Raw genomic sequence first — 12820 nt, 5'->3', positions numbered from 1 at the left:
TCTCCAGCTTGCGTGCTCCGGGCGAGTCCGCACAGTACCCGGCGGCGGTTTCCGCGATTCGTGGCGTCGAGGATGGGCGGCGGGCAGAGTGGTGAGACGTGACCGCACCCGCTCCCACGCTGCGTACCGGCTCCGCCGCCGGACGCGGCACCCTGCTCGCCGCGATCCTCGCCTCCGGCATGGTGTTCCTCGACAGCACAGTCGTCAACGTCGCGCTGCCGCGCCTCGGCGCCGAACTCGACGCCACAGTCGCCGGTCTGCAGTGGACCGTGAACGGCTACCTGCTCATGCTCGCCGCGTTCGTCCTGCTCGGCGGTGCGCTCGGCGACCGGTTCGGCAGACGGCGCGTCTTCCTGATCGGCGTCGTCTGGTTCGCCGCGGCGTCGGTGCTCTGCGGGCTGGCCCAGGACACCGGATGGCTCGTCGCCGCCCGGTTCCTCCAGGGCGCCGGCGGGGCGCTGCTCACCCCCGGCTCGCTGTCGGTGCTCCAGGCCAGCTTCCACCCCGACGACAGGGGCCGGGCCATCGGCACCTGGTCCGGACTGTCCGGGGTGTCCACCGCGCTCGGCCCGCTGCTCGGCGGCTGGCTGATCGACACGCTCTCCTGGCGGTGGATCTTCTTCGTCAACCTGCCGCTGGCCGTCGGCGTGGTGCTCGCCGCGCTGCGCTGGGTGCCGGAGAGCCGGGACGAGGAGGTCTCGCGTACCGGAGGCGGGCGGCGGCGGTTCGACGTGGCGGGCGCGCTGCTCGGCGCGCTCGCACTCGGCGGCGTCACGTACGCGCTGATCGACGCCCCGGCGCGCGGCCTGGACTCCCCGGCGGTGCTCGCCGCGGCGGTGCTCGGAGTGGTCGCCGTGGTGGTGTTCGTGCTGGTCGAGCGGCGGCGCGGCGACACCGCGATGCTGCCCACCGGGCTGTTCTCCAGCCGGCTGTTCTCCGTGCTGAACGTCTTCACCGTCGTGGTGTACGCGGCGCTCGGCGGGTTCACCTTCTTCCTCGCCGTCTACCTGCAGAACGTGGTCGGCTGGTCGGCGCTGCTCACCGGCCTGGCCACGGTGCCGATGACGGTGCTGCTGCTGGTCGGCTCGCCGCGCGCGGGCGCGCTGTCGGCCCGCATCGGCCCCCGGCTGCCGCTCACCGTCGGCCCGGTGATCGCCGCCGTGGGCCTGCTGCTGTTGCGGCGGGTCGGGCCGGGCGCGTCGTACTGGGTGGACGTGCTGCCGGGCGTGGCGCTGTTCGGCGCCGGGCTCACGCTCGTGGTGGCGCCGCTGACCACGTCGGTGCTCGGCGCCGTCTCGGACCGGTTCGCCGGGGTGGCGAGCGGCTTCAACAACGCCGCCTCCCGAGCCGGTGGCCTGCTCGCGGTGGCCGCGTTGCCGCTGCTGGTGGGGCTGTCGGGCACCGGGTACGAGCAGAAGGGCGCGCTCGCCGACGCGTACCGGGGGGCGCTGGCGTGGTGCGCCGGGCTGCTGCTGGCAGGCGCGGTGCTCGCCGCCGTGCTGATCCACCGCCCCGGGCGGGGGGAAGGAAGGGCCCCTTCTTAACGCCTCCGGTAGAGGAAGGGCCCCTTGTTAACACACGGGCCATTCGGGCGCGGGCGTTAAAAAGGGCCCCCTCCTATGCAGAACGCGTTAAGAAGGGGCCCTTCCTTACACCTCAAGCACCTCAGGCGCGGGTGCGGTTCACCGCGCTCGTGACCGCCTTGATCGAGGCGGTCACGATGTTCGCGTCCACCCCGACGCCCCACACCGTACGGCCGTCCACCTCGCACTCCACGTACGCGGCGGCCTGCGCGTCCCCACCGGAGGACAGCGCGTGCTCGTGGTAGTCGAGCACCCGTACCGCCACGCCCAGGGCCTGCAACGCGTTGACGTACGCGTCGATCGGGCCGTTGCCGACAGCGGTGAGCCGGCGGGTCTCGCCGCCGAAGCCGACGCGGGCGTCGATCTCGACCTTGCCGTCGACGGTGCCGATGGTGTATTCGGCCAGCTTGACGGCCGGGTCCACCTGGTGGTCCACCAGGTAGTTGCGGGCGAAGATCTCCCACATCGCGCCCGGCTCGACCTCGCCGCCGTCGTGATCGGTGACCTGCTGCACCACGCCGGAGAACTCGATCTGGAGGCGGCGCGGCAGGTCGAGCTGGTGCTCGGTCTTCATGATGTACGCGACGCCGCCCTTGCCGGACTGCGAGTTGACCCGGATGACCGCCTCGTAGGTGCGGCCCAGGTCCTTCGGGTCGATCGGCAGGTAGGGCACGGCCCAGGTGAAGTCGTCGACCGGCACCCCGGCCGCGGTGGCGTCGGCGTTCAGCGCGGCGAAGCCCTTGTTGATCGCGTCCTGGTGCGAGCCGGAGAACGCGGTGTAGACCAGGTCGCCCGCGTACGGGTGGCGCTCGTGCACCGGCAGCTGGTTGCAGTACTCGACGGCGCGCTTGATCTCGTCGATGTTCGAGAAGTCGATCATCGGGTCGATGCCCTGGGAGAACATGTTCAGGCCCAGCGTCACCAGGTCGACGTTGCCGGTGCGCTCGCCGTTGCCGAACAGGCAGCCCTCGATCCGGTCGGCGCCGGCCAGCAGGCCCAGCTCGGCGGCGGCCACGCCGGTGCCCCGGTCGTTGTGCGGGTGCAGGCTCAGCACCAGGCTGTCCCGCCGGGGCAGGCGCCGGTGCATCCACTCGATCGAGTCGGCGTAGACGTTCGGCATCGCCATCTCGACGGTGGCCGGCAGGTTGATGATCAGCTTCCGGTCCGGCGTCGGGTCGATCACGTCGATGACCGCCGAGCAGACCTCCAGCGCGTACTCCAGCTCGGTGCCCGTGTACGACTCCGGCGAGTACTCGTAGTGGATGTCGGTGTCCGGGGTGTGGATCTCCGCGTACTTCTGGCACAGCCGCGCGCCCTGGGTGGCGATGTCGGTGATGCCGTCGCGGTCCAGGCCGAAGACCACCCGGCGCTGCAGCGTCGAGGTGGAGTTGTAGAAGTGCACGATGGCCCGGTGGGCGCCGCGCAGCGACTCGAAGGTCCGCTCGATCAGGTGCTCCCGGCACTGGGTCAGCACCTGGATGGTGACGTCCTCGGGAATCAGGTCCTGCTCGATGAGCTGCCGTACGAAGTCGTAGTCGGTCTGGCTCGCCGACGGGAAGCCGACCTCGATCTCCTTGTAGCCCATCTGCACCAGGAGCTGGAACATCCGCCGCTTACGCTCGGGCGACATCGGGTCGATCAGGGCCTGGTTGCCGTCGCGGAGGTCGACTGCGCACCAGCGGGGCGCGGCCTCGACGCGGCGGGTCGGCCAGGAGCGGTCCGGCAGGTCGACACCGAACTCCCTGTCGTACGGGACGTAGCGGTGGACCGGCATCCGGCTGGGGCGCTGGCTGGCGAACGGATCGGTGGCGGTGACAGGTTGAGCCATCTCGGAGTGCTCCCTGGAACATGTGGCGTCAGCAGATCGGAAAGGTGTCGGCGGGCTGCCGGGCGACGGTGCGCGGCGGTGCCGAGAAGAAGATCGGATGTGCTGGACGGCGCGTAGCGACTCCGCGACGAGGTGCCGGCCGGTCAGGCCTCGTCGCGGCAGCCAAGGAGAAGGTACGCGCGCCACATGACGAGGTCACCCTACGTGGTGGGACGGGCGGTGGGAAGGCTGGTCCGGACTATGGGATCAGAGTCACCGAGTCGGTGGACCTGGACACGCCCGGTAGCCGAGGCGTCCGCTCCGCCCGGGCCACCGCCGGCACGATCGCCAGCCCGACCAGGACGAACAGCGCCGCCGCCGGGTACCAGCCCCAGCCGCCGGTGCTCACGCCGAGCGCGGTCAGCCCGGCCGGAGCGATCAGGAACTGCAACTGGGAGCCGAGCCCGAAGGCGCCGACGTACGCGCCGCGCTGGGCGGCGGGCGGCAGCGTGGCGGTCAGTCCCCAGGTGCCCGCCGACTCGATCAGCTCGGCCAGGATGAGCAGCGTCGCGGCGGCCACCAGCACCGCCACGGTGAGCGGTCCCGTGGTCGCGCCGGAGACCGGCAGTACCACGCAGAACAGGGCGATCAGCACCGCGCCCCGGCGGGACGCCCGGGCCGCGCCCGGCGCGGTGTCCGCGCCCCGGCTGGCCCGCACCTGGAACAGCACGACCAGCACGGTGTTGAGCAGCACCAGCGCGGCGATGATCGTCTTCGGCGCGTCGGTACGGGTGAGGATCCACAGCGGCATCACCGTCAGGTAGAGCGTCTGGTGCGCGGTGAGCAGCCCGGACAGCAGCGCGACGGTCATGAACGGCCGGTCCCGCAGCACCGCCAGCCGGCTCATCGGCTCGGCCGTGCGGGTCACCTCCGGCAGCCGGGGCAGCCGGCGCACGAAGCCGGCGGTCACCAGGAAGACCACGGTGATGAACCAGACCATCCCGCGGTACGCCCAGATCGTGTCGACGGCCAGCACCAGGCCGCTGATCAGCGCGCCGAGCCCGAAGCCGACGTTCAGCGAGGAGCGCTGGTAGGCCATCGCGGTGACCCGTTCCTCCGGGCGCAGCACGTTGATCGAGTAGACCTGGCGGGCGACGCCGGTCGCCGCGCCCGTCACGGCCAGCGCGATCACCACCGCGAGGAACCCGGCGAAGCCGCCGACGAACGGGTACGCGGCGAACAGCGCCGCGTCCAGCAGCAGGCAGACGATCCACACCCGCTGCGGCCCGTACCGGTCGGTGAGCCCGCCCAGCGGCACGGTGCCGAGCAGGGACGCCCCGGCGGCGAGGGAGAGGCCGAGACCCACCTGGGCCGGGCTGAGACCCAGCGCCCGGGTGAAGAAGACGGCGCTGCCGGCCTGGAACAGGCCGTGACCGACGGCGAACACCATGGCCTGCACGGCCAGGGCGCGGGTCAGACCGGCAGGCGGTACGACGTGACGGACGGCGGTGCGGATGCTCTGTCTGGCCCCCATGACAGGTGAGCAAACCGTGCCCCCCGCGCTCCGGTCGAACCTTTTAGTCTGGGCCGAATCCGGCGTCCGGGGGTGCTCGTGTCCGAGTTGCGGTTCAACCTGGCCGACGTGGCGGGCGTGCGGTTCGCGGTGTCGCCGGCGAACGAGACCGTGATGAGCATGTGGGCGCTGGCCGAGCCGGTCCGCTACGCGGTGCACCTGCAGTGGATCGACCGTGCCCGGGCGACGCTGCGCCGCCCCGAGGTGGCCGATCGGGTCCGCCCGTTGACGGACCTGGCCCGGCCGCGCCGCTGGCTACCGGACTTCCTGACGCCGGCCGCCCGCCCGGACGCGGACATGGCGGACCAGCTCGACCACATCGCGGCGACGCCGCCGGACGTGGTGGTGCAGGATCTGCTGGCCACCGTTCCGAGCCGTCCGCTGAGCCCGTTCGGGCGGGCGTTGCTCGCCGACCCGGCCGGGCTGCTGCCGCAGTTGGTGGAGGCGGTGCGGGTCTGGTACGAGGAGGCGATCGCCCCCGACTGGCCGCGCATGCGGGCGCTGCTGGACGCCGACGTGGCGTACCGGGCGGCCCAGCTCGCCGAGGGCGGCGCCGGCCGGCTGTTCGAGCAGCTGCACCCGAGCCTGCGCTGGCTCGGCGACCGCGTGGTGAGCGACGATCCGTTCGAGCGGGACTTCGACCTGCGGGGGCGGGGGCTGGCGCTGAACCCGAGTGTGTTCACCGACCGGCGGGTGCTGTGGAACCTGCTGGAGGACTCGTTGCCCGCCGCGGCGTACCCGGTGCGGGCGGTCGGGACGCTGTGGGAACGCGGACCTGAACCGGCCGGCGACGCGCTCGCCCGGGTGGTCGGCGGCGGCCGGGCCGTCCTGCTGAACCTGCTCGACGCGGCGACGACCACCACGGACCTCGCCCGGCTCACCGGGCTGTCCGCCGGGAACGTGTCCCAGCATCTCTCCGCGCTGCACGCCGCCGGTCTGGTCACCCGGTCCCGCGCCGGGCGGCACGTGCTCTACCGCAACAGCGAGGTCGGTGCCGCGTTGGTCCGCGCGGCGCGGGGCGGCTGAGCGGGACGCGTCAGGGCGTGCCGGGGCTCGGGGCGTCCCGGCTGACCGGCTCGCCGTCGGTCACCGCGCCGGCCAGCTCGACGGTGCCCGGCGCGGCGCCGGGCTCGCCGGTCAGCGTCAGCGTGCCGAACCCGACCCGTACCGCCGCCGGTGTGCCGTCCTCCCGGAAGCAGTAGATGCCCACGTCCAGCGGCGCGTTCAGCGACGCCGAGGTGCTGTCGACCGTGTAGCAGGGGCCGTCGGCTCCCGGCAGCGGATCGGCCGGGGAGACGGCGAGCGGCGCACGCCTGTCGGTCAGCACCTCCAGCCAGTCGGTGAACGGGTGCTGCACGCGGGGGTCGAGCCGGCGCGGCACCGCGTCGTCGGCGTCGCCGAGGCGGACGCAGGTCGCCGCCTGCGGCCAGCCGGCCGAGGGCAGCGCGCACTGGAACAGCCCGTCGGAGGTGCCGGCGAGCGAGACGTCCACCGTGCCGGCGTGCCCCCAGCCGGGCACGTCGACCCGCCAGCTGCCGTCGTTGGCGCTGGTGAAGGCCACCGTGCGGGGCGTGCCCTCGGCGGGGGTGAACGCGTACGTGGCGGTGAGGTGGCGGTCCTGCGCCGCGGCGGCCAACCCGGCCAGTTCCTCGCGGGCGGCGTCGACCTGCACCGGGACCGGGTCGGCGGTGCCGGTGGGCGCCGCCTCGGGGTTGCCGCCGTCGCAGGCGGCCAGCAGTACCGGCAGGGTGAGCGCGAGCACGCCGGTCAGGCGGGCCGCACGTCGATGAGCGTGCACCGGCTCATTCTGCGTCGTGGGGAGGGTCCAGGTCAGCCCACCGTACGGCTGTACCGCTTGGCGTGTCGCGTCCTTCCGGGCTGGTGAGCCGCCCCACGCCGGGGCCGGATGGTGGGATCACCCGACCCGGCGTCGCGGGCCGCCCGATAGGCTGAGGCGGTTCGACACGCGCCGCCGGACCGAGAGCGCCGGCGGCGTCGGCACGCTCAGGGTCGTCGCTGGGAGGGAGTGCACCGTCGTGGCACTCGTGGTGCAGAAGTACGGCGGGTCCTCCGTCGCCAACGCCGAGCGGATCAAGCGGGTGGCCGAGCGCATCGTGGCCGCGCGCAAGGCCGGCGACGACGTGGTGGTCGTGGTGTCCGCCATGGGCGACACCACCGACGAGCTGCTCGACCTGGCCAACCAGGTCAGCCCGCTGCCGCCGGGCCGCGAGCTGGACATGCTGCTCACCGCCGGGGAGCGGATCTCCATGGCGCTGCTCGCCATGGCCATCCACAACCTGGGGTACGAAGCCCGCTCGTTCACCGGTTCGCAGGCCGGCGTGATCACCACCTCGGTGCACGGCCGGGCCCGGATCATCGACGTGACCCCGGGGCGGCTCAAGGGCGCGCTGGACGAGGGCGCGGTGGTCATCGTCGCCGGTTTCCAGGGCGTCTCGCAGGACACCAAGGACGTGACCACGCTCGGGCGCGGCGGCTCGGACACCACCGCCGTGGCGCTCGCCGCCGCGCTGGAGGCGGACGTCTGCGAGATCTACACCGACGTGGACGGCATCTTCAGCGCCGACCCGCGCATCGTGCCGAACGCCCGGCACATCAAGCAGATCACCTACGAGGAGATGCTGGAGCTGGCCGCCTGCGGCGCGAAGGTGCTGCACCTGCGCAGCGTCGAGTACGCGCGGCGCGCGGGCTTGCCGATCCACGTCCGTTCGTCATACTCGACCAACACCGGCACGATGGTCACCGGATCGATGGAGGACCTTCCTGTGGAACAGGCACTGATCACCGGGGTCGCCCACGACCGCAGCGAAGCGAAGATCACGATCGTCGGCGTGCCCGACGAGCCGGGCGCCGCCGCGTCGATCTTCGACACCGTGGCCGGCGCGGAGATCAACATCGACATGATCGTGCAGAACGTGTCCACCGAGGGCACCGGCCGCACGGACATCTCGTTCACGCTGCCCAAGGCCGACGGCCCGACCGCGATGACCGCGCTCAGCAAGATCCAGGAGTCGGTCAAGTTCAAGGGCCTGCTGTACGACGACCACGTCGGCAAGGTGTCCCTCATCGGCGCGGGCATGCGCTCGCACCCGGGCGTGGCGGCCGGCTTCTTCGCCGCCCTCGGCGCGGCCGGCGTCAACATCGAGATGATCTCCACCTCGGAGATCCGGGTCTCCGTGGTCTGCCGCGACACCGACCTGGACAAGGCGGTCCGCGCCATCCACGACGCCTTCGAGCTGGGTGGTGACACCGAAGCCGTCGTCTACGCCGGCACCGGGCGGTAACGCGCCGTGGCGTCGCTGCCCACCCTCGCCGTGGTCGGGGCGACAGGTGCCGTCGGTACGGTGATGTGCCAGATCCTCTCCTCCCGGCGCAACGTGTGGGGCGAGATCCGGCTGCTCGCCTCCGAGCGGTCGGCCGGCCGGCGCCTGCAGTGCCGGGGCGAGGAACTGACCGTCCAGGCGCTCACCGCCGACGCGCTCGACGACGTCGACGTGGCGATGTTCGACGTGCCGGACGACGTCTCCGCGCAGTGGGCACCGGTCGCCGTCGCGCGCGGCGCGGTGGTGGTGGACAACTCCGGCGCCTTCCGGATGGACCGTGACGTGCCGCTCGTGGTCCCCGAGATCAACCCCGAGCAGGTACGCAACCGGCCCAAGAGCATCATCGCCAACGCCAACTGCACGACGCTGGCGATGATCGTGGCGGTCGCGCCGCTGCACCGCGAGTACGGGCTGCGCGAGCTGGTGCTCGCGTCGTACCAGGCGGTCTCGGGGGCGGGGCAGGCCGGCGTGGACGCGCTGCACCTCCAGCTCGGCAAGATCGCCGGGGATCGGGTGCTCGGTTCCCGGGCCGGTGACGTGCGACAGGCAGTCGGCGACGAGCTGGGTCCGTTCCCGGCGCCGCTGGCGCTCAACGTCGTTCCGTGGGCGGGCTCGCTGGCAGACGGCGGCTGGTCCTCCGAGGAGATGAAGCTGCGCAACGAGTCGCGCAAGATCCTCGGGCTGCCCGACCTCAAAGTGTCCGCCACCTGCGTACGGGTGCCGGTGGTGACCGGTCACTCGGTCGCCGTGCACGCGGTCTTCGCCACCGAGGTGGACGCCGAAGGTGCCCGCGAGGCGCTGCGCAACGCCCCGGGCGTGATCCTGGTCGACGACCCGGCGGCGGGGGAGTTCCCGATGCCGATCGACGCGGTCGGCACCGACCCGTCCTGGGTGGGCCGCATCCGGCGGGCGGTCGACGACCCCAGGGCCCTGGACCTCTTCGTGACAGGCGACAACCTCCGCAAGGGTGCCGCCCTCAACACGGCCCAGATAGCCGAACTCCTGGCCAGGGACCTGACCCGCCCATAAGCCCCGCCCCCGCCGCCCCCGCCCCCGCCCCCCGCCCCGCGCCCGCCCAGAGCCCGTCGATCATGAAGTTGACGGCAATCGCCGCCCGATTTGTCACCGCCAACTCCATGATCGACGGGCTGGGAGAGGGGGCGGGAGGCGGGGAGAGGGCGGGGTGGGTTAGGCGGCGGAGAGGTGGACGCCGTCTCGGCCGTGGCGCTTGACCGCGTAGAGGGCCTGGTCGGCTCGGTGCAGGGTGCGTTCGGGGGACTCGCCGGGTCTCGGCAGGGCGACGCCGACGCTGATCGTCCGGCCGGTACGGCGGGCCGCCTCGGTGAGCCGTTCGGCGATCCGGACCGCCTCCTCCGGGCGGCTCACCTCGATCACCGCCACGAACTCGTCGCCGCCGGTCCGGTACAGCTCGTCGCCCTGACGCAACGCGCCTTCGAGCGCCCGGGCCAGGCCCACCAGCAGCCGGTCACCGGCCTGGTGGCCGTACGTGTCGTTGACGTCCTTGAACCCGTCCACGTCGATCGCCAGCAGCGCGGTACGCCCCGGAGTGGCGGTGGCGATCCGCTGCCCGAACGGACCGGTGTGCCGCAGCCCGGTGAGCGGGTCCGAGCTTGCCTGCTCGCGCAGCCGGGCGAGCGTACGCAGCCGGTCCAGGCAGGTCCACGCCTGCCCGGCGAGCAACTCGATCAGGTTGACGGTGGTCGGGTCGGGGCACAGGCGTTGCTCGTCGGCCACGAGCAGCACGCCACCGGAGGCGGGTGTACCGACCGGCACCGCCACGAGCGTGCGTGCGCCGGCCCGGGTCAGCGGCAGGTACTCCTCCGTGGGCGGGTGGCCCGCCTCGCCCAGCGTGTACGCCGAGCCGTACCGGTGGGCCCGGTCGATCATGCGGTGCAGCGCCACCGGTCCGGCCTCGTCCAGCTCGGCCCGGATGCGCGCCTCCAGCGCCCCAGGGGTGCCGGTGGGCGCGCCGAGGCGCGGGCCGCGCCGGCCGGTGAGCACCAGCACGGCGGCGGAGAGCGCTGACACGTCCCGGGCCGCGGCGAGCGCGGCGGTCATCAGGTCCCAGTCGGTCGGCGCGGCGGTGAACGCGGCGGCGTGCCGCAACAGCTTCTCGCTGCGGCTCTCGGCCGGCGGCCCGCCGAGCGCGGCGATCCGCCCGCCGAGGCGGTCGGCCACCAGTTCGGCGGTCTCCCGCCAGGCCGCGAGCACGACCGGCTCGCTCCACTGCAGGTCGAGCACGCCGATCGGACGGCCGTCCGGGTCGCGTACCGGCACGCAGAGTTCGGCGGTGACGTCCGGGCGGACCTCGAGGTAGTCGGGGTCGGCGGCGACGTCGGGCACGGCGGCGGTGATCCCGGAGGCGTAGACCCGCCGCACCACCGAGGGTTCGGGCCGGTGGCGGCCCGGCGGGGTGCCGTCGGCGGTGGCCGGCACGTGCGAGAAGACCTGCCAGGCGCCGGTGGCGGCGACGCAGCGCAGACGGTCGTGGACGCGGAGCAGGACGGTGGCGGTCGCCGGGGTGTGCCGGGCGAGCGCGGCGACGGTCCACTGGCACGCCTCCGGGACGGTGGACGCCGTGGGAAGGCGCACCGTGACGTCGCGGAGGACTCGCTCGTGGTCCACGTCGTTCCTGCTCGGAGGGGGTCGGGTCGCGATCAAGGGTACTCAGCGCAACCGCCGCCGACCTTCGTACACATGTGCTATCCACAGGCTGTGGACGCAGCCTGTGGGCAGAAGCGGGCCTGCGCGGGGAGGGTGTGCGGCGATAGCGTGGGGGCCCGGGCACCCGAGGAGGCGGCCGATGCTCATCGCCCAGCTCAGCGACCCGCACGTGACCACCGGCCCGCTCGCGGCCGACCCGGCGTCCGGGTTGCACCGGGCGCTCGGCACGGTGCTCGCCCTGCGTCCCCGGCCCGACTGCGTGGTGATCACCGGTGACCTCACCGCCAACGGCCGGCCGGACGAATACCTCGCCCTGCGCGAGATCGTCGGCGCGTTCCCGCTGCCTGTGCACCTGGTGACCGGCAACCACGACGACCGCGAGTCGCTGCTCGACACGTTCGGCGGCACGCCCTACCTGGCCGGTGGCTTCTCGGCGCACTACCACGTCGACCTGCCGGACGCGACGCTCGTGGTGCTCGACTCGCTCACCCCGGGCAGCCCCGGCGGGCGGCTCGGCGACGAGCAGCTCGCCTGGCTGGACGGGGTGCTCGCCGGCCGTACCGACGCGCCCGCCGTCGTGTGCCTGCACCATCCGCCGGTCACCGTGGGTGTGCCGGGCATGGACGCGATGGGGCTGGCCGACGCCGACGCGCTCGCCGCCGTGGTCGGCCGTCACCCCCATGTCGTACGCGTCGCCGCGGGGCACCTGCACCGCCAGGTGGCCAGCGCGTTCGCCGGTACGGTGCTGACCACCGCGCCGAGCACCTGGATCCAGGTGAGCCTCAGCATGACCGAGGAGGAGGAGCCGGGTTTCGTCGCCGAGCCGACCGCCTTCCTGCTGCACCGGATCGCCGACGGCGGCTGCGTGACGCACACCGTCCAGGTCAGCCACGCCGCCGGGCGCACCTGCTGGTTCTGAGCCGCGCCGCCGATGCTCTGGTACGTCGCGTACGGCTCGAACCTGCACGCCGCCCGGCTCGACTGGTATCTGCGGGGCGGGTGTCCACCGGGCGGGCTGCGCACGTACCCCGGCTGCCGGGACCGCCGGTCACCGCGCCGGACGGTTCCGGTGCTGATCCCCGGCGGTGTCTACTTCGCCGGTGAGTCGCGGGCCTGGACCGGCGGCATGGCGTTCTACGACCCGCTGCTGCCCGGGCGGGCGGCGGCGCGCGGCTACCTGGTGACCGTCGAGCAGTTCGCGGACATCGCCGCGCAGGAGATGTACCGGCCGCCCGGCGCCGACCTGGCCGGGATCCTCGCGGCGGTCGAGACCGGGCGGGCGACGCTCGGGCCGGGCCGCTACGAGACGCTGCTGCGCGTCGGCGTCCACGAGGGCCTGCCGATGCTCACGTTCACCGCGCCGCACCGGGCGGTGGAGGTGCGGTGGACCCGGCCCGCGCCGATCTATCTCGGGATGCTGGCGCGCGGGCTGCGCGAGGCGCACGGCTGGGACGCCGCGCGCACCGTCGGCTACCTGGCGGGCCGGCCGGGGGTGGCCGGGCGGTGGACCCGGCCCGCCTTGCGCAGGCTGGTCGCCGCCGCCCACAGCGGGCTTCCAACCGGCACGCCCGGCAGTGAGTCGAGTTCGGACAGTTCGCTCGATATGCCGGGCCGTCGTACATGAACGACCGTTCGGTCCGCGATGGGTGTCCGGCAGGAGGTGATTCCGGCAAGGACGGTTGCCAGCGCAACGATTTCCGCGTGACATGAGCGGCGGCGCCGGCTCCCTGTCCCTGGGAGCCGGCGCCTTCGACGGCGGCGGGCATCGACAGCGTGCGCCGCGCGGAATTTCACCTGACCGTCATGTCCGACTCGTCCGGCAGACCGGTGC

General features: G+C 73.2%; 10 protein-coding genes. 6 read left to right on the top strand and 4 right to left on the bottom strand.

Translation table 11 applies throughout. The annotated features are described in order from the left end of the window. Positions 1-98 precede the first annotated feature (98 nt). The gene (locus tag NMK34_RS29420; RefSeq protein WP_318336041.1) at positions 99-1544 is read left to right on the top strand and encodes an MFS transporter; all 1446 of its coding nucleotides are present in this window, start codon (positions 99-101) and stop codon (positions 1542-1544) included. Between the two features lie 121 nt (positions 1545-1665). Here the strand turns inward: NMK34_RS29420 and leuA are convergent, their stop codons facing one another. After that, on the bottom strand, positions 1666-3411 hold the full coding sequence (gene leuA, locus NMK34_RS29415) for a 2-isopropylmalate synthase (protein WP_318336040.1): 1746 nt from the start codon (positions 3409-3411) through the stop codon (positions 1666-1668). A gap of 238 nt (positions 3412-3649) precedes the next feature. Next, positions 3650-4924 carry an MFS transporter gene (locus tag NMK34_RS29410; RefSeq protein WP_052165683.1) on the bottom strand — a complete coding sequence of 425 codons (1275 nt, stop codon included), beginning with the start codon at positions 4922-4924 and terminating at the stop codon, positions 3650-3652. A gap of 78 nt (positions 4925-5002) precedes the next feature. On the opposite strand from NMK34_RS29410, the gene NMK34_RS29405 reads away from it, so the two are divergent. Continuing rightward, positions 5003-5989 carry an ArsR/SmtB family transcription factor gene (locus NMK34_RS29405; protein WP_318336039.1) on the top strand — a complete coding sequence of 329 codons (987 nt, stop codon included), beginning with the start codon at positions 5003-5005 and terminating at the stop codon, positions 5987-5989. Positions 5990-5999: 10 nt separating this feature from the next. On the opposite strand, the gene NMK34_RS29400 is transcribed toward NMK34_RS29405, so the two are convergent. Next, the gene (locus NMK34_RS29400) at positions 6000-6761 is read right to left on the bottom strand and encodes a hypothetical protein (protein WP_412098935.1); all 762 of its coding nucleotides are present in this window, start codon (positions 6759-6761) and stop codon (positions 6000-6002) included. A 238-nt stretch (positions 6762-6999) separates the two neighbouring features. Here NMK34_RS29400 and NMK34_RS29395 point away from each other — a divergent pair, with 238 nt between their 5' ends. Both NMK34_RS29395 and NMK34_RS29390 read left to right on the top strand, forming a co-directional pair. Further along, positions 7000-8265, top strand: a complete 1266-nt coding sequence (locus NMK34_RS29395; RefSeq protein WP_135242401.1) for an aspartate kinase — start codon at positions 7000-7002, stop codon at positions 8263-8265. A gap of 6 nt (positions 8266-8271) precedes the next feature. Further along, a complete protein-coding gene (locus tag NMK34_RS29390; protein WP_318336038.1) occupies positions 8272-9333 on the top strand; it encodes an aspartate-semialdehyde dehydrogenase in 1062 nt (353 codons plus the stop codon). 159 nt (positions 9334-9492) lie between these two features. On the opposite strand, the gene NMK34_RS29385 is transcribed toward NMK34_RS29390, so the two are convergent. Then, the gene (locus NMK34_RS29385; protein WP_318336037.1) at positions 9493-10950 is read right to left on the bottom strand and encodes a diguanylate cyclase; all 1458 of its coding nucleotides are present in this window, start codon (positions 10948-10950) and stop codon (positions 9493-9495) included. Positions 10951-11128: 178 nt separating this feature from the next. Here NMK34_RS29385 and NMK34_RS29380 point away from each other — a divergent pair, with 178 nt between their 5' ends. Together NMK34_RS29380 and NMK34_RS29375 are read left to right on the top strand one after the other, a co-directional pair. Then, positions 11129-11908: a phosphodiesterase gene (locus NMK34_RS29380; RefSeq protein ID WP_318336036.1), complete on the top strand. Its 780-nt coding sequence runs from the start codon at positions 11129-11131 to the stop codon at positions 11906-11908. 12 nt (positions 11909-11920) lie between these two features. Further along, the gene (locus NMK34_RS29375; RefSeq protein ID WP_318336035.1) at positions 11921-12613 is read left to right on the top strand and encodes a histone deacetylase; all 693 of its coding nucleotides are present in this window, start codon (positions 11921-11923) and stop codon (positions 12611-12613) included. Positions 12614-12820 lie beyond the last annotated feature (207 nt).

Origin of the sequence: Micromonospora sp. BRA006-A, from assembly GCF_033433935.1 — a bacterium.
In the GTDB taxonomy this organism is placed as follows: domain Bacteria; phylum Actinomycetota; class Actinomycetes; order Mycobacteriales; family Micromonosporaceae; genus Micromonospora; species Micromonospora aurantiaca.
This window is presented reverse-complemented; position numbering and strand designations above follow the sequence as displayed.

Coding starts and splice junctions, on each gene's coding strand:
- leuA (WP_318336040.1), bottom strand. CDS start 3,411: ATGGCTCAACCTGTCACCGCCACCGATCCGTTCGCCAGCCAGCGCCCC.
- NMK34_RS29410 (WP_052165683.1), bottom strand. CDS start 4,924: ATGGGGGCCAGACAGAGCATCCGCACCGCCGTCCGTCACGTCGTACCG.
- NMK34_RS29380 (WP_318336036.1), top strand. CDS start 11,129: ATGCTCATCGCCCAGCTCAGCGACCCGCACGTGACCACCGGCCCGCTC.
- NMK34_RS29375 (WP_318336035.1), top strand. CDS start 11,921: ATGCTCTGGTACGTCGCGTACGGCTCGAACCTGCACGCCGCCCGGCTC.